The sequence below is a fragment of the Bradyrhizobium sp. USDA 3240 genome (genome assembly GCF_054063295.1).
This window is the reverse complement of sequence record NZ_JBSSGD010000002.1, coordinates 6,301,730-6,321,252: the sequence shown is the minus strand read 5'-3', so window position 1 is coordinate 6,321,252 and position 19,523 is coordinate 6,301,730. Positions and strand designations below refer to the sequence as shown.

Here is a 19,523-nt window from a genome sequence, read left to right as displayed (position 1 = left end):
TGCCCTCGTCCGCCGCCATTCTGCTTTGGACCTGACCTCACGTCACACCTGACATTGGAAGGCAGCCCGGAGCGGAAGCGGCTCCTGGCGCCGAACGGGCTCTCGCGGTGCCACGAGTCGTGCAAACCCAGCACGGGAGCTCGAACACCACAGGTGTCCCATGGCCAAAGAGAAGTTCATCCGCCTCAAGCCCAACTGCAATGTTGGCACGATCGGCCACGTGGATCATGGCAAGACGACGCTGACGGCAGCGATGACGAAGGTTTCAGCCGATCACGGCTGGGGCGCGTTCGTCTCCTACCAGGACGTTGCCAAGGCGTCGGCAGCGCAAGGTACGCGTGACGATACGAAGATCCTGACCATTGCGACGAGCCACGTCGAGTTCTCGACGGCGGCGCGCCACTACTCGCACGTCGACTGCCCGGGCCACGCCGATTATGTGAAGAACATGATCACCGGCGCGGCGCAGATGGACGGCGCGATCCTGGTCGTCTCCGCCGTCGACGGACCGATGCCGCAGACGCGCGAGCACATTCTGCTGGCGCGCCAGATCGGCGTGCCGCGCATCGTGGTGTTCCTGAACAAGTGCGATGTCGCTGACGATCCGGAGCTGGTCGATCTCGTCGAGATCGAGGTGCGCGACCTGCTGTCGAAGTACCAGTACGACGGCGACAACGCGCCGGTCGTGCGCGGTGCGGCGATGGCCGCGCTGCGCGGCGAGCACGGTCCGCTGGCGGATCAGGCGATCCTCGAACTGTTCGAGGCGCTCGACAGCTTTATCGAGCTGCCCGAGCGGCCGAAGGATCGCCCGTTCCTGATGCCGATCGAGGGCGTGCAGTCGATCGCGGGCCGCGGCACCGTGGTGACCGGGCTCGTCGAGCGCGGCACGATCAGGATCGGCGACGAGGTCGAGATCGTCGGCCTCGGCGAGACCCGCAAGTCGGTCGTGACCAGCATCGAGAGCTACCGGAAGATCCTCGACCAGGGGCAGGCCGGCGACAATGTCGGCTGCCTGCTGCGCGGGGTCGACAAGGCTCTCGTGCAGCGGGGTCAGGTGCTGTCGCATCCGGGTGGTGCGTCGCCGCACCGGACCTTCCGCGCGGAAGTATATGTGCTGACGAAGGACGAAGGCGGCCGGCACACGCCGTTCTTCGCCAACTATCGTCCGCAGTTCTACTTCCGAACCGCCGACGTCACCGGCACCGTCCAGCTCGCCGACGGCGCCGAGATGGTGATGCCGGGCGACAGCGCCGAGTTCACGATCGAGCTCAACAAGCCGATCGCGCTCGAAGCGCGGTCGCGCTTCGCGATCCGTGAAGGCAACCGCACCGTCGGTGCCGGCGTGGTGACCGCGATCGTGGAGTGAGGAATGGGGGCGCGGCGCAAGCCGGGCCCCCATTTGCCAACGTCGCGATGTTGCAAGATCGCCCGATCGCCTGGAAATTGATCGCATTGCCCGGCAATGCGGATTGACAGGCTGGCACGTTTTCGAAACTGTGCGACACCGCGTCGCAGGCGCCGTCTATCGGCCTTCTGACCTCTCGACGCGGAAATGGCGTCGTCATGAAGTGGTTTCGTTCGAACATCAGGCACGGGGCTCGGCTGGCGCTGTTGGCGCTGTCGATCCAGTTCGTGCTGTCGTTCGGCCATTTCCATGCCATTGCGCCGGCACAGGCGACAGCGTCGTTCGCGGCGCATATCGAGAACGCCTCGCGCGACGAGCCTCGTTCGAATCCTGATTCCGATCAGGCCGTAGATCTCTGCGCGATCTGCGCCGTCGTAGCGATGACGAGCACGGCGACGTCGACGCAGGCGTTGCCACCACTCCAATTGCCCGATGCCGTCGCTCTGCTCTCCTGGCAGATCGACAATTATGCGGCGCCGCTCGACATCGGCCGGCTGCACTATCAGCCGCGCGCGCCTCCGATCTCCTGAACTCCCTGCACGACTGAACGTCGAACGCGGCCACCATTCGGCTGCCGTTTGATCAATGGGAAATTTCGCCGTCGCGCATCGACGGCGGGCTCGACCGCGTCCTTCAGTGAGGATCCGGATCGCAGCCTCGTGAGATCGAGAACCAACATGTCAGGAATTATGAAACGACGCGCCGCTGCCGGAGCAGCATCGCTCTTGATCTGCGGGATCAACGGCGCCGCATTCGGGCAGACGACCGCGCCGACAACGACACTTCCCGACATCACGGTGACGGCGCCGCAACGCCACACCGCGCCGTCCGGACCGAACAAGCCGAAGACGCGCGTTGCGAGCGGCGGCGGCCACCGCGCGCGCAGAACCGGCGCGGTATCGGCGACGCCGGAATCTCCGGAACAGACCCAGGCGCAAGCCGTCGCAAGCCAGAACACGCGGCTCGACCAGGCCCGCGCCGCGCTGCTGGCACCCAGCGGCGCCAACAGCTATCAGATGAGCCGGCAAGCCCTCGAGGCATTGCCACAGGGGACCAACACCACGCTCGACAAGGCGCTGCTGCAGGCGCCCGGGGTTTCGCAGGACTCCGCCGCAAGCGGCGAGCTGCACGTGCGCAACGAGCATGCCAACCTGCAATACCGCATCAACGGGATCATGCTGCCGGACGGCGTCGGTGCCTTCGGCCAGATCATCGACACCGGGATTGTCGGCAGCATGGCGCTGATCACGGGCGCGCTGCCGGCGCAGTATGGCCTGCGCACCGCCGGCGTGCTCGACATCCAGACCAAGACCGATGCTTTCAACAATTCCGGCAGCGTCAGCGTGTATGGCGGCAGCCACGGCACCTTCACCACCAGCGTCGACTACGGCGGCACGATTGGACAGACGCAGTATTACGTCTCCGGCCGCTATTTCGGCAGCGACGTCGGCATCGAGAACCCGACGCCGGCCTATAACGCCATCCACGACCGGACCGACCAGGAGAAGGGTTTTGCCTATGTCTCGACCGCGATCGATCCGACCAGCCGGCTGACCTATATCGGCGGCGTCTCCAACGGCGCCTATCAGATCCCCAACAATCCCGGCCAGGCTCCGGCTTTCACCGCCTTCGGCGTCTCGAACTTCGATTCCGCGCTGCTCAACGAACGGCAACGCGAATTCAACCAGTTCAACGTCGTGGCCTATCAGAAGTCGGGCGACGGGTTCGACTATCAGGTCGCCTATTTCAATCGCTACAGCCAGCTGCACTTCATGCCGGATCCAGTCGGCGATCTCGTCTTCAACGGCGTCGCGTCCGACGTGTATCGCCAGAGCTTCATCAACGGCATCCAGGAGGACACCTCCTACAGGCTGGGCTTCGCGCATACGCTGAAGTTCGGCATCGCGGTCAGCGCCGAACGCTCGCTGGTCAACAACGGCTCGACCGTGCTGCCGCTCGACGATTTCGGCAACCCGATCGATGCGCCGCTCTCGGTGTTCGATTCCAGCGCCAAGACCGGATATTTGTTCTCCACCTACATCGCCGACGAGTGGAAGATTACCAACCAGCTCACGCTCAATGCCGGCCTGCGCTTCGACCAGATGTGGCAATATGTCGATGCCAACCAGCTGAGCCCGCGGATCAGCCTGACATGGAAGTCCTATGACGGCACGACCTTCCATGCCGGCTATGCCCGCAACTTCACGCCGCCCGAGCAGGTGCTGGCGGCGCCGACCAACCTCGCGCTGGTGCAGAACACGACCGCGCAGCCGGCGACTACCGCCAATGACCCCGTGCTGCCGGAGCGCTCGCACGTGTTCGACGTCGGCGTGACGCAGAAAGTCTATGCGATCCCCGGCCTCGAGGTCGGCATGGACGCCTATTACAAGATCGCGACCGATCTGCTCGACGACGGCCAGTTCGGCCAGGCCTACGTCCTGACCGCCTTTAACTATGCGAAAGGCACCAACGAAGGCGTCGAGCTGACCGCGCGCTACGATCACGACAATCTGCATCTCTACGGCAACGTCGCGATCGCAAGGCAGGTCGCCACCCAGGTCGTCTCCAACCAATATCTGTTCGATCCTGACGAGCTGGCCTACATCGCCAACAATTACGTCAACACCGACCATGCTCAGACGCTAACCGCATCGGTCGGCGGCTGGTACCAATGGCGCGACACGAAATTCAGCGCGTCGGTGATCTACGGCTCAGGCTTGCGCGACGGCTTCGCCAATACGGGCACCGTGCCGCCCTACGCGCAGGTCAACCTCGGCGTCTCGCACGACTTCAACATCGTCGCGCCGAACAAACCGACCACGCTGCGCTTCGACGTCGTCAACCTGTTCGACACCGTCTACCAGATCCGCGACGGCTCCGGCATCGGCGTGTTCGCGCCGCAATACGGCCCGCGCCGCGGCTTCTATGCCGGCATCACGCAGAAGTTCTGACGAGGCCGGGGCGCGCTGCTCCAGGCGCGCCCGCCGTGCCGGCTCACAGTTCGGCGACCAGTTGGACCAACTGGTCCCGTAACCAGACATGGGCCGGGTCGTGATGGTAGGACGCATGCCACAGCAGTGACACCGTGACGTCTTTCACCTTCACCGGCGGCGGACTGAGGCTGAGCCCGAGATCGGCCGCGAAGCGGCGGGCCAGCCGCGCGCCCATGGTGACGATCACGGGCGCCTGCGCCACCAGATACGGCACGGTGAGGAAACGCGGCGTGGTCAGCGCAACGGACCGCTGCAGGCCGAGCTCTTCGAGCGCCTCATCGACAGAGCCGCGCACGGTGCGCCCCGGCCGCAGGCTGGTCAGCACGTGCGGAAGCCGGATGTAGTCCTCGAGCGAGATGGGCGGCGTGATACCCGTCTTCTCCGCATTGAACATGCAAAGGAAGCTCTCGGTGAACAGCACGCGCTGTTTGTGATGCAATTGTCCTTGCTGGATCGGCCCGTAGGAGAGCGCGAGATCCACTTCGTCGGCGTCGAGATCATCGAGCAGCCGGGACGTATCAACGTTGTAGAGCCGCAGGTGAATGCCCGGCGCGATTTCGCGCATGCGCGCCAGAAGGCGCGGCACGATCAGGATTTCCATACTGTCCGACAGGCCGAGCCTGAACGTTCGCACCGCGGTGGCCGGATCGAAGGTCTTCTCGCGCAGCAGCACCGCCTCGACCTGTGCGAGCGCGGTCCGCACCGGATCGAGCAAGGTCATCGCGCGCGGGGTGAGGCGCATGCCATCGGCGCCCCGCGTGAGCAGCTCGTCATCGAACAGTTCGCGCAGGCGGGCGAGATTGTGGCTCATCGCGGATTGGCCAATGCCGACGGAGCCTGCCGCCCGGGTGACGCTCCGTTCGGTGAGCAGCGCATTGAGATGAACAAGCAGATTCAGGTCGATTCGACCCAAATTGACGGCATCGATGGCCATTATCGATCCTATCTGTTTGATCGATGATCATAGCCTCACCATCTCCTCCGGCAAGGGAGCAGACGGGCAATCGCTCGCCGCCCAGGTTCTGACACTCAAGCCAACGGAGGATCCCATGTCGATCCGCAGCACAATTCTCGCCACAGCCATCACCTTCGCCGCACTTGGCGCCTCGCTTGGCGCCGCAGAGGCGCGCGGGCTCCGGCCGATCGAGGCCCAAAGCATCCATCTGGGCGACGTGTCCGGCGTCGCCTACTACACGGTCGAGCCCGACGGATATCGCGTCGTGACCACCCTCTCACAGGGCGAGGCCGGCACGCCGGTCCGCTTCGTCTCGGTGCTGGCGCCCGGTCAGCGTGCCCTGCTCTCGACGCCGAACCAGGCAGGCGCAGTGGAGATCAGCCGGAACGGCGACAGCGTGACTGTCCGCAAGTCGGGCACGCTCTCCAACTAGTGGGCACAGCGGTCGGAGCCTTCCATCAAAGGTGCAGGAGCCACAGATGTCCACGATCCACCTTCATCGGACGACCAGGTTGACGCCGGAGCAGTACGTCGCAGGCCTCACCGACTTCGGGCCTGGCCGCTCCAAGCTGTTCGGCAACAGTGCCGACGCCTATCTCAAGGTGCATCATCGCGGCCCCACGGATGCTGACGTGACCGAGGGCTCGAACGGCATCTGGGAGCGCTTGCATTACGACTGGTCCGACCCAGACCATGTTATCCTGACGACGACCGACTCCAATGTGTGGGGCGGCAGGTCGGGCCACTCCTACAACTCCGCGCGGCAGTCCGATGGCACGACCGACATTGACGTGGTCGTGGTGCGCGAGGGCAAGAATCTGAAGGGATGGATCCTCGGTCTCGTGCTCGGGTCGATCGGCAGAAGCGTCCTCGAAAAGGCATTCGAAAACTCCGTCAAGGCCATAGAGCAGCGGCACCCGCAGCAGGCCCGGATTGCGGCCTAGGCGCGGAGCAATGAAAGTATTGCTCCGAGATCAATGTTTCTATTGTACCGAGAAATGTACCGGACCATATCTAGGTTCAACGCACGCATTGCACCGGGCCAGCCCGGTGCAAGCCGAATGGAGACAACTGAAATGGAGATCAATTACCTCGATACGTTCCTGGCATTCCTCGGAATGACCTTCGGACTGGTCTCGGTGATGCCCGGCCTGTTTTTCCAGCCCAAGGCCGAGGTGAAGCGCGCGACAAGGACGACCTCGTCCCGCGCCGGCAACAGCAGGCGATAACGCGCCGCGGCTTCCGGGCCCGCATCACGCTGAAGTTCTAACCCGCGACCAGCAGCTGCTCTTTCAGCAGTGCCGTCAGCCAATCGGCAAACACCTGCAGCCGCCGCGACAGATGCTGGCGGTGCGGATAGAGCAAGGTCATCGGCATTGGCGTGGCGCGATGCTGCGGCATGACCTCAACGAGTTCTCCACGATCGAGATGCCGCTTCACGTCGTAGGCGGGAATCTGGATCAGGCCGAGGCCGGCCAGGCAGCAGGCGATATAGGCTTCCGCACTGTTGACGGTGACGCGGCCGCGCATCGCGATGGCGCGCGACGCGCCCTGCTCGCGCCATTCCCATTCCTCGATGCGACCGGTGGAGGGCGAGGCGTAGTTGACCGCCCAATGCGCGCCGAGATCGTCCGGCGTCTGCGGCGTGCCGTGGCGCGCGAGATATCCCGCGCTCGCGACATTGATCAGCACGAGATTGCCGAGCGGCCGCGCGATCAGGCCGGAATCGCCGAGCGGGCCGACGCGCACGACGCAATCGGCGGAGTCCGCGATCAGGTTGATGGCGCGATCGGTGACGCCGAGATCGATGTCGATCTGCGGATAGCGATCAAGGAAAGCGGGGAGCGCCGGCGCGACGATCAGGCGTCCGATCCGCCCGGGCACGTCGACCCTGAGCCGCCCCGACGGTTCGGCGGCGGCATGGCGGAACAGGGTCTCGGCCTCCTCGACATCGGCGACGACGCGCAGGCAGCGTTCGTAGAATGCCGAGCCGTCGTGAGTGGGCGACACTTTTCGCGTCGTCCGGTGCAGCAGCCGGGCGCCGATACGCTGCTCCAGCTCCGCGACCGCTGAGGACACCGACGAGCGCGGCATTCCCAGCATGTCGGCCGCCCGCGTAAAGCTCGCGCACTCGACGACGCGGGCGAAAATGCGGAAGAGATCGATGCGGTCCACGATTAACGCCCCGATTGTTCGCTATTCCTGACAAGTGAGGTCAGAATGCACGGCTTTATCGGCAAATCCTAGACGATATCGTTGCCTCCAGAAAGCAGCCGCACGGCGCGGCCGCGAGATCTGGAGAGGCGAACGCCATGACCGACCACAGCATCAAGGGAAAGACCGTCATCATCGCCGGCGGCGCCAAGAACCTCGGCGGCCTGATCGCACGCGATCTCGCGGCCCGCGGCGCGAAGGCGATCGCGATCCACTACAACAGCGCCGCGACCAAGGCTGACGCCGACGCAACCGTCGCCGCGATCAAGGCTGCCGGCGCCAATGCGGTCGCCTTCCAGGCCAACCTCACGACATCGGGCGCGATGGAAAAACTGTTCACCGATGCCGTCGCTGCGATCGGCCGTGCCGACATCGCCATCAACACCGTCGGCAAGGTGCTGAAGAAGCCGATGGTCGAGATCTCGGAGGCCGAATACGACGCGATGAGCGCGGTCAACGCCAAGTCCGCGTTCTTCTTCCTCAAGGAGGCCGGCCGGCATGTGAACGACAACGGCAAGATCTGCACGCTGGTAACGTCGCTGCTCGGTGCCTACACGCCGTTCTATGCCGCCTATGCCGGCACCAAGGCGCCGGTCGAGCATTTCACCCGCGCGGCATCGAAGGAATTCGGCGCACGCGGCATCTCGGTGACCGCGATCGGCCCCGGCCCGATGGACACACCGTTCTTCTATCCGGCCGAAGGCGCGGATGCGGTCGCCTATCACAAATCGGCAGCGGCGCTGTCCGGTTTCTCGAAGACCGGTCTCACCGACATCAAGGATATCGTGCCCTGGATTCGCCTCCTGGTGTCGGACGGTTGGTGGATGACCGGCCAGACCATTTTGGTCAACGGCGGCTACACCACGAAGTGAAACCGTCGTTCTCTGCATGCATGCGCCATACTTTGCGGGGAAAACAGGCCGCCGGCGGAATTTGACCGCCGGTTTGGCCGGCGATATCGTTCGCCTCGCTGGGCCCTTCGCAGTGACGGTCTATTCGAGGCGCACATGGAATGGTCGACCAGGCCGGCCCGTCCGGATCAACCCTTCGGCAGTTGGGCAGACGACCTCGCAGCTGCCTTCGTGCGCCTCGAGCCGCGCCGGATTGCCGAGGAATCGTTTGCCGGCGCGATCTGCAAAGTCGACGCCGCGCCGCTGCAGATTTCGCGGGTCACGGCGAGCGGGCACATCGTGCACCGGCTCGCCTCGCACATCGCTGCAAGCACCGACGACCTTTGCTTCGTCAACCTCCAACTCGAAGGGCTGGGGCGCACCTCGCAGCGCGGCCACGAGCAAATCAGCGCCCCCGGCGATCTCGCGGTTGCCGATACGACGCAGCCGTTCGAGATCGCCCACCGGCATGACTTCAAGCTGTTCTGCTTTGCGGTGCCGCGGCGTCTGTTGCCGGACGCGCTGTTCGACCACCCGCGGCTCGGCCTGTCTGCGACCGAAACCGGCCGCGCGCTGTCGCGGACGCTGGCGAGCTACGCCGAGCTCTGCCTGAGCGGCGGTCGCCTCGCAACAACCCCGGCGATGCTCGGCACGCACATCGCCGAGCTGATCGCGCACGTACCCGACATCCTCGCCGACACGGCGGCGGAGCGCGTGCATACGCCCGTCCTGCTGTCGATGATGCTTGACCATATTGCGCGTCACAACGACGACCCCGAGCTCGGTGCGCCCGCGCTGGCCACGAAATTCCGCTGCTCCGAGCGTTATGTCCACCGCCTGTTTGCGAGCACCGGCCGCTCCGTCGGCGAACACGTCAACGAACAGCGGATCGCCGCCTGCACGCGCGCCCTGCTCGATCGGGCCTCAGCGCACAAGACTATTGCCGAAATCGCCTTTGCCGCGGGCTTCCGCGACATCTCGCATTTCAACCGCCTGTTCAAGCGCCACAATGGCCTCGCCCCGCGCGAATTCCGCCGCGCCGCCGCGCATTGAGGCGCGGCGAGATTAGGTTCACTCCCCGCCAAGAAATCGGGCACTGCCGTCCAAGATTTCCCGACCACGCCGCGATAGCCATAGCCCGAACCGCCGACACGGAGGGCATTGGCATGGCAATCGATTTCACGCTCACGGCACAGCAGCGCGAGTTGCAACTCGCCTCCCGCAAATTTGCCAGAGAGGTGCTGGCCGAGGCCAGGGCCGCCGAAAAGCTGGCAACGCCGGAGCAGCGCTTCCTCGCCACCAAACCGACCTACGAGGCGATGGTGGCGGCCGGCTATCTGCGCAAGTGCATTCCGGCGCCGGCGGGCGGCGACAATGCCGGCATGATCGACATGGCGATCCTGGCCGAGGAATTCTATAGCGTGAACCCGAGCGTGACGCTGACCATGCTCGGCAGCGTGCTCGGCCTGCTGCCACTGCTGCTCGGCGGCACGCCGGAGCAATGTCAGCGGCTGCTCGCGCCGTTCCTGAAGACCAGCGGCGCGCCGCTCGCAGCCTTCTGCTCCAGCGAACCGGGCGGCAGCGCCAACGCCGCCTCGCCGCCGCCCGGCGAGGGCGTCCGCACCACGGCCCGGCGCGAAGGCGACAATTGGCTGATCAACGGTCGCAAGAAATGGGTGTCCTCGGCGACCGGCTGGAATCGCGAGGGTGCCGATCTTCTGACCATCGTGTGCCGGACCGACTCGGCTGCAGCGCCGGACGCCGCTATCTCGATCATTGCCGTGCAAGGACCGGTGAACGGCCTCGTGTTCGAACGTGCAATCGACAGCATCGGTCATCGCGCGCATCTCGTGCCGCAGTTTGCTTTGCAGAATGTCGCGGCGCCACACCGCAATCTGCTCGGACAGCAAGGTGCCGGCCTGGCGCTGACCGCGGCCGCATTCACCGGCACTGCGGCCCTGGTCGGAATCTTCGGCGTCGCGCTGATGCGCTCAGCCTTCGCGTTCGCGCTCAATTTTGCCCGCACCGAAAAACGCGGCGGCGTCCATCCCATCATCGAGCATCAGGCGGTCGGATACGCGCTCGCCGATGCCAAGACCACGATCGAGGCGGCGCGCTATCTGAGCTGGCGCGCCTGCCACGCCCTCGACACCCAGTCGCCGGCGGCCGAGGAGCTGGCGGTGCAGGCCAAGATTTTCGGCTCCGAGGCCGCCGTGCGGGTCATCACCGATCTGATGCGGGTGGTCGGGATCGACAGCTACGATCATGAGGCGCCGTTCGGCGGCCTGCTGCAGGACGCGCTCGCGCTGCCGATCTTCGACGGCGGCAATCTCGGCATCAGGCGGCGGCAGCTCCACACGATGTTCAAGAGCCGCGACTACAACCCGCTCGCCGCAGGCGGCGCGGCGTAGCGCGAAATTTTGAAGGAGCGCAATCATGAGCACAGAGCGGAAAGTCGCAGTGATCACCGGCGCATCGCAGGGGATCGGCGCCGGCATCGTTCAGGCCTTCAGGGATCGCAACTGCCGGGTCGTCGCGACCTCGCGCTCGATCAAGCCGGCCACTGACGCGGATATCGTCACGGTGGCGGGCGACGTCGGCGCAACTGAGACGGCGGAGCACGTGTTCAAGGCGGCGCTGGAGCGCTTCGGCCGTGTCGACACGCTGGTCAACAACGCCGGCATCTTCATGGCCAAGCCCTTCACCGCCTACACGCAAGATGACTACGCGAGCTACATCTCGACCAACGTGACGGGCTTCTTCAACATGACCCGGCGCGCGCTGGAGCTGATGAGCAAGCAGGGCCACGGCCACGTCGTCACCATCACGACCAGTCTCGTCGACCAGCCGATGAGCAGCGTTCCGGCCGCCCTCGCCTCGCTGACCAAGGGCGCCTTGAACGCCGCAACCCGCGCGCTCGCGATCGAATATGCAAGGACCGGAATTCGCGTCAACGCAGTGTCGCCCGGGATCATCAAGACCCCGATGCACCCGGCGGAGGCGCATCCGGCGATGGCAGCGCTCCACCCGGTCGGCCGGATGGGAGAGATCTCCGACATCGTCGACGCCGTGCTCTACCTCGATGGCGCAGGCTTTGTGACCGGAGAGGTACTCCACGTCGACGGCGGACAGGCCGCCGGCCACCACATGCTGTAGCAAGGCGAACGCTCGGACCACGTTGCTGCTCCGCGCCCGCGGCAGCGGATGTATGGGTCACGTTTCGAACGCTGCTGCAAATTCAGTGTCGTCCCGGGCAAGCGAAGCGCGACCCGGGACCCATAACCACAGGGTACAGTTATTGTGCGATGCTGGGGCCCCAGCGAATTCCATCACACAAGGCGGTGGTTATGGGTCCCTGCTTTCGCAGGGACGACACCGGAGAAGCCGCGGCCTCTCGGCTCAAGCACAGCCGCCTCTGGAATGCTGGATCACCCGGATGCGCATGCGCGGGTGATGACACCGAGCAAGTAACCGCGGCATTGCGCCGCGAACCGCGCTGCGGCGCAACAATCAAAATGAGACTGCCCGTTAAGCACCCCCGCCGCGACGACATCCGCGCCGTGCCTGCCTTCGGCTAGCTTTGCCGGCAACAACCGGACACCCATCGGCCTTCGTCAGGCGATGTGGACGCCGGCGACAACACAGAGGGAGGAGAGCGATGTTGAAAGGCAGTTTGGGACTGATTGCGTTGAGCAGCCTGTTGCTTTCGGGCACGGCATTCGCCCAGGAGAAGATCAAGGTCGGCGTCACCGCGACGCTCGAAGGCACCTACACGGTGCTCGGTGAGGATGGCATGCGCGGCCACCAGACCGCGCTCAACGTGCTCGGCAAGAAGATCGGCGACAAGGAGCTCGAATTCATCGTGGCCTCGACCGATGCGACGCCGGACTCCGCGGTGCGCGCGGTGCGCAAGCTGATCGAGCAGGACAAGGTGCAGATCCTGCTGTCGCCGCTGTCCGGCGACGAAGGCATCGCGGTGAAGAATTTTGCCAAGACCCATCCGGAGCTGACCTTCGTCAACGCCGCCTCCGGCGCGCAGGAGACGACCTATGTCGATCCGGCACCGAACTTCTTCCGCTACAACATGGATGGCGCGCAGTGGCAGGTCGGTCTCGGCAAATACGCCTACGAGACCAAGGGCTATCGCAAGATCGCGACCGTCGGTGAAGATTACTCCTTCATCTACACCCAGGTGTTCGGCCTGGTGCTCGAATTCTGCGGCGCCGGCGGTCAGGTCACCAACCGGCAATGGGTGCCGCTCGGCACCAAGGACTTCGCCTCTGTCATCGCAGCACTTCCCGACGATGTCGATGCGATCTATCTCGGTCTCGGCGGCGCCGACGCCGTCAATTTCCTCAACCAGTATCAGCAGGCCGGCGGCAAGGCGCATCTGATGGGCGGCTCGATCATGATCGACCAGACCATCCTGTCGTCGAAGGGCAGCGCCAAGAACGCCCTGATCGGCACCATCGCCGCCAGCGGCCAGGCCGATACCTGGGAGGATCCCGCCTGGCAGAAATTCGTGAAGGCCTATCAGGACTCGTTCCCGGAGAACAAACGCTTCCCGAGCCCGTCGCTGCTCGCCACCAACTATTACGGCTCGACCATGGCGCTGATCCTGGCGCTGCGGCAGGTCAATGGCGATCTCTCCAACAACCAGGCCAAGCTCAAGGATGCGCTGGCGAAGATCGAGATCGACGCCCCGAACGGCAAGATCAAGCTCGACGCCAACCGCCAGGCGATCGGCACCAATTTTGTCACCGAGGTGGTCGACGACGGCAAGGGCGCGCTGTTCAGCAAGGTCGTGAAGGTGATCCCGAACGTCAACCAGACGCTGGGCTACGATCCGGCGGTTTTCGCCAAGATCGGCCTGCCGAGCCGCACGATCCCGGAGTGCAAGAAGTACTGACGTATTTGTTGCAGGTGCGAGCAAGCCAGCCGTGACCAAGGCGCGCGGTTGCACGAGGAGCCCTGCTCGCCCTTGCTTTCCGCGGGCGGATGATGAACGCTTGTCGAAAAGACAAGAACATCCCGCGGGAGGGGAGGCATGAGCAGGGCGCTTGCCGTCTTCCACGGCCGGTTCGGTCGCGCGACGGTCTATCAGTTGAACCGTCCCTTCAACGTGCATGCGCACCGCGAAGGGCACCTGATCTTTCATGTCGGCGGCACGCCGGCGCAGATCGATGTGTCCGAGCAGCGCCTGCTGCTCAAGGACGACACCGTGGTCGCGGTCAACCCGTGGGAACCGCACAATTTTCTGCCGACCGACATGGACCACGGCGCGATCTTCTTCGTGCTCTATGTCAATGCCGAATGGTTCGCGCCGCAGCCCGCGAGTGCGCAGGGCCTGCGGTTCGGCCGCACCTTCTTTCCGCGCACAGAGACGCTCGACCGGCTGATCCGCCGCACCGCAGCACTGGTGTGCGGCGCGCCATCGCTGCGCAGCCTCGACTGCGAGCTCCGGCAGCTGATCGACTCCTGCTACGAGGAGAGCTGGCAGGCGGCGCAGGACGCGCGTGCCGCCGCCGCGGTGACCGATTTCCGGGTCCGCAAATCGATCAGGCTGATGTCGGAAAGCCCCGGCGCCGAGATCGAGCTCGATGCGATCGCACGCGAAGCCGGCCTGTCGCGGCCGCATTTCTACAGGCTGTTCCGGACGCAAACCGGCGTCACCCCTCACCTCTACATGAACACGCTGATCATGGAGCAGGCGCTGGATGCGCTGGTCGCGACCGAGGCGCCGATCGCCGATATCGGCTTCGATCTCGGCTTCTCCTCGCAGAGCGGTTTCACCCGCTTCTTCGCCGCCAATGTCGGCATGGCCCCGACCGACTATCGCCGCGCCGCCAAGGTGTTGCGGCCGTAACGGAGGTTCCACCTAGACGATAAAAGATACTGTCGATCAAATCCGCCGCTTTCGCCCTCGGTAGGATGCAAGGACACGCGATCCGGCAGACGGTCGCGACGCCAGAGGGAACGCGACGGAGATGGCCAGGTTCATCGAACGCCATCCGGCCTGGGCGCTGATCGTGATCATCGCGGTCGCGGTGCTGCTGTGGCTGGTGTTCGCAATCTGGCCGCCGGGGCTGGAGGCCGCGATCGGCCGCAAGCGCGTGTTCCTCAACGCGGTGCTGAACGGCGTCACGCTCGGCGGGCTGTATTTCCTGGTGGCCAGCGGCTTCACGCTGATCTTCGGCCTGATGCGCAATGTCAACCTCGCGCACGGCTCGCTCTATCTGTTCGGCGGCTATATCGGCTACGCCATCAGCACCTGGACCGGATCGTGGATCCTCTCCTTCATCGTCGCCTTCATCGCGGCGGCGCTGGTCGGCGTGATCCTGCAGCTCGCCGTCTTCCGCCGCATGGAGGGTCAGGACCTCAGGCAGACCATGGTGACGATCGGGCTCTCGATCGTGTTCGCGGATTTGATGCTCTGGGTGTTCGGCGGCGACTTCTACCAGGTCCAGACCCCGAGCTGGCTGATCGGGCCGGTGCAGCTGCCGCTGCTCACCGCAATCAAATCATCGGGCGAGCCGGTCTATCTGCAATATCCGCTGGTGCGGCTGGTGATCTTCGCGGCGTCCGTCGTGATCGGCGTCGCGATGTGGCTGGCGCTGAATCGTACGCGGATCGGCATGATCGTGCGCGCCGGGGTCGACGACCGCGACATCCTGGCCGCGACCGGGGTGCGGATCCAGCTGGTGTTCGTACTGGTGTTCGCACTCGGCGCAGGACTGGCCGGCATCGCCGGCGTCGTCGGCGGCACCTTCCAGTCGCTGTCGCCGGGCGAGGACACGCGCTTCCTGCTGGCTTCGCTCGTGGTCGTGATCGTCGGCGGCATGGGCTCGATCCCGGGCGCTGCGCTCGGCGCCGTCATCATCGGGCTCGCCGAGCAGCTCGGCTCGGTCTACATCCCGACCTATGCCATCGTCGTCACCTTCCTGATCATGGTCGTGGTGCTGGCGCTGCGGCCGCAGGGCCTGCTCGCGAGGCGATGAGATGTCGTTGCTCCAGAGCACCCAGTTCCGCCCCGACCCATCCGCTAACGCGACCCGCCGCGCCCTGATCCGCACCTGGCCGGAATTCCAGAATCCGGCAGCCTGGCTGGTCGCGCTGATCCTCGTCATCATGCCGCTGATCGCCAACGGATTCTTCCTGATCGAAATCTTCGCCACCACGCTGATCCTCGGCGTCATCGCGCTGAGCCTGATGTTCCTCGCCGGCTATGGCGGCATGGTCAGCCTGATGCAGCTCACCATCGCGGGCTTCGCCGGCTACATGGTCGCGGTGTTCGGCATGAGCGGCAACGCCAATATCAGCCTCGGCTGGCCGTGGTGGCTGGCGACGCCGATGGCCCTGGCGCTGGCGACGCTGTTCGGCACGCTCGGCGGCGCGCTCGCAGTGCGCACCGAGGGCATCTACACCATCATGATCACGCTGGCGATCGGCGCGGCGTTCTACTACTTCACCAACCAGAACTGGGCGATCTTCAACGGCCATACCGGCATCAACACCGTCGCGACGCCACATTTCTGGGGCGTCGACTGGCGCGCCGATATCGCGTTCTACTATGTGACGCTCGGCGTCGCCGCGATCTGCTACTTCGCCGTCCAGTACGTCTCGCGCGCGCCGTTCGGCCTCGCGTTGCAGGGCGTCCGCGACAACCCCCGCCGTATGGCGGCCCTCGGCTTCAACCCCAATGCCCACCGCATCGCGGCCTACGCCTTCGCGGCCTTCATCGCAGCACTTGGCGGCGTGCTGCAGGTCTGGAACTACCGGCAGATCTCGCCCGGCTCGGTCAGCGTCGGCGCCTGCATCGACGTCCTGATCATCGCCGTGGTCGGCGGCATCACGCGGCCGATCGGCCCGTTCATCGGCGCGCTCATTTTCGTGCTGCTACGCACTTTCGCGCTCGACGTGCTGATCAAGTTCGGGCTCGACGGCAACCGGTTCCGCCTGCTGATCGGGCTCGGCTTCCTCGCCATCGTGTTCTGGTCGTCCGACGGCGTGATCGGCCTCTGGGAACGCTGGCGGCGCCGCAGCACATCGCCGACGCAACGTTCGGGCGGAGGCCGCCATGGATAGCGTCGCGCAACGGCTGTCGGTGGTCGGCGCCGGCGCCGCGCTGGAGCTGCGCGGCGTGACCCGGCTGTTCGGCGCACTGGCGGCGCTGACCGACGTTACCATCACCGTACGGCCCGGCGAACGGCGCGCCGTGCTCGGCTCGAATGGCGCCGGCAAGACCACGCTGTTCAACTGCATCACCGGCGACTTCCCGCCCTCCTCCGGCACGATCCGCTTCTTCGGCGAGGACATCACCCAGTTCCCGCCCTACGAGCGCATCCGCCGCGGGCTGCGCCGCACCTACCAGATCTCGGCGCTATTCCCCGGCCTCACCGTGCAGGACAACGTCTATCTCGCCTGCCGCGGCGTCTCGCGCGGCCGCTTCTCGTTGCTGCGCCCGGGGCACAACGATGCGCTGATGCACGCGACCGAGACGCTGGTGCAGGCCGTGCACCTTGCCGGCGTCAAGGACCAGCGCGTCGCCGAGCTCGCGCATGGCCAGCAGCGGCAGCTCGAGATCGCGCTGGCGCTGGCCGGCGCACCGCGCTTCATCCTGTTCGACGAGCCGGCGGCGGGACTGTCGCCGACAGAGCGACGCGAGCTGATCGAGATCCTGACCTCGCTGCCCGCGCATATCGGCTACATCATCATCGAGCACGACATGGACGTCGCGCTGCGCGTCGTCGAGAGCGTGACGATGATGCACAACGGTCGCATCTTCAAGGAAGGCCTGCCGCGCGAGATCGAGTCCGATCCCGAGGTGCAGCAACTCTATCTCGGAGGCGGCCATGAATGACCGCCGCGCCGCGCCCGCGCTCGAAGTCAAAGGCCTCGACGTCTATTACGGCCATTCGCATGCGCTGCAGGGCGTCGATCTCACGCTCGACTCGGGCGTGTTCTCGGTGGTCGGCCGCAACGGCATGGGCAAGACCACGCTGTGCAAGGCGATCATGGGGTTGGTCCGCGCCAGCGGTGGCTCGATCCGGATTCGCGGCGAGGAAGTCACGCGGTTGAACCCGGCGCGGATCGCCCGGCTCGGCGTCGGCTACGTGCCGCAGGGCCGGCGGCTGTGGCGCTCGCTGACGGTCGACGAACACCTTGCGCTCGCCGGCGGCCTGCGCCGCGGCGCCTGGACCATCGAGCGCATCTACGACACCTTCCCACGCCTCGCCGAGCGCAAGAACAACGGCGGCAACCAGCTCTCCGGCGGCGAGCAGCAGATGCTCGCGATCTCCCGCGCGCTGCTGACCAACCCGCAGCTCCTGATCATGGACGAGCCGACCGAGGGTCTTGCGCCCGTCATCGTCGCGCAAGTCGAGGAGATGCTGCTGCGCCTTGGCGATGAAGGCGACATGTCCATTCTGGTCATCGAGCAGAACATCGGCGTGGCGACCGCGGTGTCGCAGAACGTCGCCATCATGGTCAACGGCCGCATCAACCGCATCATCGACTCCGCTCGCCTCGCAACCGACCGCGAGTTGCAGCAGCGGCTGCTCGGTGTCGGCACCCACGGCGCTGATGACATCGATGCCGAGACGGCGCCGACAAAAGCTGAGGCGGCCGGCACGCCACAGCCGGAACGCAAGGGTCCGGTTCGCATCTACATCTCCAATCCCGTGCTGCCGACGCGCTGGTCGCAGCCGGTGCCGATCGCGCGCATCGAGGCCGCCGCGCGGACACAATCCGCCGCCGTCACGCGTCTCGAGGAGACGACCCGCACGCGGCGCGAACCGGCGACGTCGAGGACATCGGGGCCTCCCGTCGTGCTGGTCGTCGGCACGCTCGACACCAAGGGTGCGGAGCTGCGCTTCATCCGCGACATCATCGCGGGCAGCGGTCTGCGCACTCGGCTGGTCGACGTCTCGACCAGTGGCAAGGCGGCGAGCTGCGATGTCACCGCGCAAGAGATCGCGTTGAACCATGGCCGCGGCGGCGCGAGCGTGTTCGGCGCCGATCGCGGCGCCTCGGTGACGGCGATGGCGGAGGCGTTCGAGCGATGGCTGCGCCGCCAGGGCAATGTCGCCGGCATCATCTCCGCTGGCGGGTCAGGTGGCGCGTCGCTGGTCGCCCCAGGCATGCGGGCGCTTCCGGTCGGCGTGCCGAAACTCATCATCTCCTCGGTCGCCTCCGGTGACGTCGGTCCCTATGTCGGCCCCGCCGATATCACCATGATGTATTCGGTGACCGACGTTCAGGGCCTCAACTCGATCTCACGCACGGTGCTCGGCAACGGCGCCCATGCCGTGGTCGGCATGGTCAAGGCGCGGCTCGAGGAGCAGGCCGGCAAGCCGCGCGATACCGGCGCTCACCTTCCCGCCATCGGCATCACCATGTTCGGCGTCACCACGCCGGCCGTGCAGAAGATCGCAGCTGACCTCCGTGAGGATTTCGAGTGCCTCGTGTTCCATGCCACCGGCGTCGGCGGCCGCTCGATGGAGAAGCTGGTCGAGTCCGGCCAGCTCGCCGGCGTCATCGATCTCACCACGACCGAGGTCTGCGACCTGCTGATGGGCGGCGTGTTCCCGGCGACCGACGATCGCTTCGGCGCCATCATCCGGAGCCGCGTGCCCTATGTCGGCTCGGTCGGCGCGCTTGATATGGTGAATTTCGGCGCGCCCGACTCCATTCCGGAGCGCTACCGGCAGCGCAAATTCCATGTCCACAATCCGCAGGTCACCTTGATGCGGACCACGCCGGAAGAGAACGAGCGCATGGGCCGCTGGATCGGCGAGCGCCTCAACCAGATGGACGGGCCGGTGCGTTTCTTTCTGGCCGAAGGCGGCGTCTCCGCGCTCGATGCGCCCGGCCAGCCGTTCTGGGACCCCGATGCCGACGCCGCGTTGTTTCGCGCGCTGGAACGCACCGTGCGCCAGACCGGCAACCGGCAGATCATCCACATCAAGCGCAACATCAACGATCCCGAGTTCACCGCCGCCATCGTCAGCGCGTTCCGTCCGCTGCTCGGACGCGCCGGTGGCCGGCGGAGAGTGGCGAGGTGACCC

At 65.6% G+C, this 19,523-nt stretch carries 18 protein-coding genes; 16 read left to right on the top strand and 2 right to left on the bottom strand.

Annotated features, from left to right (window positions below; translation table 11 throughout):
• The first annotated feature begins 160 nt into the window (after positions 1–160).
• From tuf to ACVIGA_RS30570, 3 genes are all read left to right on the top strand, one after another.
• Entirely contained in the window at positions 161–1,366 is a 1,206-nt protein-coding gene (gene tuf / locus ACVIGA_RS30580) for an elongation factor Tu (RefSeq protein ID WP_456668924.1), read from the top strand.
• A gap of 197 nt (positions 1,367–1,563) precedes the next feature.
• Positions 1,564–1,935, top strand: a complete 372-nt coding sequence (locus tag ACVIGA_RS30575) for a hypothetical protein (RefSeq protein WP_456668923.1) — start codon at positions 1,564–1,566, stop codon at positions 1,933–1,935.
• A gap of 147 nt (positions 1,936–2,082) precedes the next feature.
• Positions 2,083–4,356 carry a TonB-dependent receptor gene (locus tag ACVIGA_RS30570; RefSeq protein WP_456668922.1) on the top strand — a complete coding sequence of 758 codons (2,274 nt, stop codon included), beginning with the start codon at positions 2,083–2,085 and terminating at the stop codon, positions 4,354–4,356.
• Between the two features lie 43 nt (positions 4,357–4,399).
• On the opposite strand, the gene ACVIGA_RS30565 is transcribed toward ACVIGA_RS30570, so the two are convergent.
• Complete coding sequence (locus ACVIGA_RS30565) at positions 4,400–5,332, bottom strand: LysR family transcriptional regulator (protein ID WP_223969570.1); 933 nt, start codon at positions 5,330–5,332, stop codon at positions 4,400–4,402.
• Between ACVIGA_RS30565 and ACVIGA_RS30560 the strand changes: the two genes are divergently transcribed.
• The 3 genes from ACVIGA_RS30560 to ACVIGA_RS30550 all read left to right on the top strand — a co-directional run bounded on the left by ACVIGA_RS30560 (position 5,325) and on the right by ACVIGA_RS30550 (position 6,582).
• Positions 5,325–5,786, top strand: a complete 462-nt coding sequence (locus ACVIGA_RS30560; RefSeq protein WP_456668921.1) for a hypothetical protein — start codon at positions 5,325–5,327, stop codon at positions 5,784–5,786. The genes ACVIGA_RS30565 and ACVIGA_RS30560 overlap by 8 nt on opposite strands.
• Before the next feature lie 46 nt (positions 5,787–5,832).
• A complete protein-coding gene (locus tag ACVIGA_RS30555) occupies positions 5,833–6,297 on the top strand; it encodes a hypothetical protein (protein WP_456668920.1) in 465 nt (154 codons plus the stop codon).
• Between the two features lie 132 nt (positions 6,298–6,429).
• Entirely contained in the window at positions 6,430–6,582 is a 153-nt protein-coding gene (locus tag ACVIGA_RS30550; RefSeq protein ID WP_375776606.1) for a hypothetical protein, read from the top strand.
• A gap of 37 nt (positions 6,583–6,619) precedes the next feature.
• Here ACVIGA_RS30550 and ACVIGA_RS30545 read toward each other — a convergent pair whose 3' ends face one another.
• Positions 6,620–7,528, bottom strand: coding sequence for a LysR family transcriptional regulator (locus ACVIGA_RS30545; protein ID WP_456668919.1), 909 nt, complete (start codon positions 7,526–7,528; stop codon positions 6,620–6,622).
• Positions 7,529–7,665: 137 nt separating this feature from the next.
• On the opposite strand from ACVIGA_RS30545, the gene ACVIGA_RS30540 reads away from it, so the two are divergent.
• From ACVIGA_RS30540 to ACVIGA_RS30495, 10 genes are all read left to right on the top strand, one after another.
• The gene (locus tag ACVIGA_RS30540) at positions 7,666–8,439 is read left to right on the top strand and encodes an SDR family oxidoreductase (protein WP_456668918.1); all 774 of its coding nucleotides are present in this window, start codon (positions 7,666–7,668) and stop codon (positions 8,437–8,439) included.
• Positions 8,440–8,574: 135 nt separating this feature from the next.
• On the top strand, positions 8,575–9,510 hold the full coding sequence (locus ACVIGA_RS30535) for a helix-turn-helix domain-containing protein (RefSeq protein ID WP_456668917.1): 936 nt from the start codon (positions 8,575–8,577) through the stop codon (positions 9,508–9,510).
• Between the two features lie 113 nt (positions 9,511–9,623).
• Complete coding sequence (locus tag ACVIGA_RS30530) at positions 9,624–10,868, top strand: acyl-CoA dehydrogenase family protein (RefSeq protein ID WP_456668916.1); 1,245 nt, start codon at positions 9,624–9,626, stop codon at positions 10,866–10,868.
• Positions 10,869–10,893: 25 nt separating this feature from the next.
• Positions 10,894–11,613 carry an SDR family NAD(P)-dependent oxidoreductase gene (locus tag ACVIGA_RS30525; protein WP_456668915.1) on the top strand — a complete coding sequence of 240 codons (720 nt, stop codon included), beginning with the start codon at positions 10,894–10,896 and terminating at the stop codon, positions 11,611–11,613.
• Between the two features lie 502 nt (positions 11,614–12,115).
• Complete coding sequence (locus ACVIGA_RS30520) at positions 12,116–13,366, top strand: ABC transporter substrate-binding protein (protein ID WP_456668914.1); 1,251 nt, start codon at positions 12,116–12,118, stop codon at positions 13,364–13,366.
• Between the two features lie 138 nt (positions 13,367–13,504).
• Positions 13,505–14,323, top strand: a complete 819-nt coding sequence (locus tag ACVIGA_RS30515; protein ID WP_223969580.1) for a helix-turn-helix transcriptional regulator — start codon at positions 13,505–13,507, stop codon at positions 14,321–14,323.
• A gap of 121 nt (positions 14,324–14,444) precedes the next feature.
• The gene (locus ACVIGA_RS30510) at positions 14,445–15,455 is read left to right on the top strand and encodes a branched-chain amino acid ABC transporter permease (protein ID WP_212315780.1); all 1,011 of its coding nucleotides are present in this window, start codon (positions 14,445–14,447) and stop codon (positions 15,453–15,455) included.
• Position 15,456: 1 nt separating this feature from the next.
• Positions 15,457–16,542 carry a branched-chain amino acid ABC transporter permease gene (locus ACVIGA_RS30505; protein WP_456668913.1) on the top strand — a complete coding sequence of 362 codons (1,086 nt, stop codon included), beginning with the start codon at positions 15,457–15,459 and terminating at the stop codon, positions 16,540–16,542.
• Positions 16,535–17,317 carry an ABC transporter ATP-binding protein gene (locus tag ACVIGA_RS30500; protein ID WP_456668912.1) on the top strand — a complete coding sequence of 261 codons (783 nt, stop codon included), beginning with the start codon at positions 16,535–16,537 and terminating at the stop codon, positions 17,315–17,317. The genes ACVIGA_RS30505 and ACVIGA_RS30500 overlap by 8 nt, the downstream gene beginning before the upstream one ends.
• Entirely contained in the window at positions 17,310–19,520 is a 2,211-nt protein-coding gene (locus tag ACVIGA_RS30495) for a Tm-1-like ATP-binding domain-containing protein (RefSeq protein WP_456668911.1), read from the top strand. Before ACVIGA_RS30500 ends, ACVIGA_RS30495 begins: the two co-directional genes overlap by 8 nt.
• Positions 19,521–19,523: the final 3 nt, after the last annotated feature.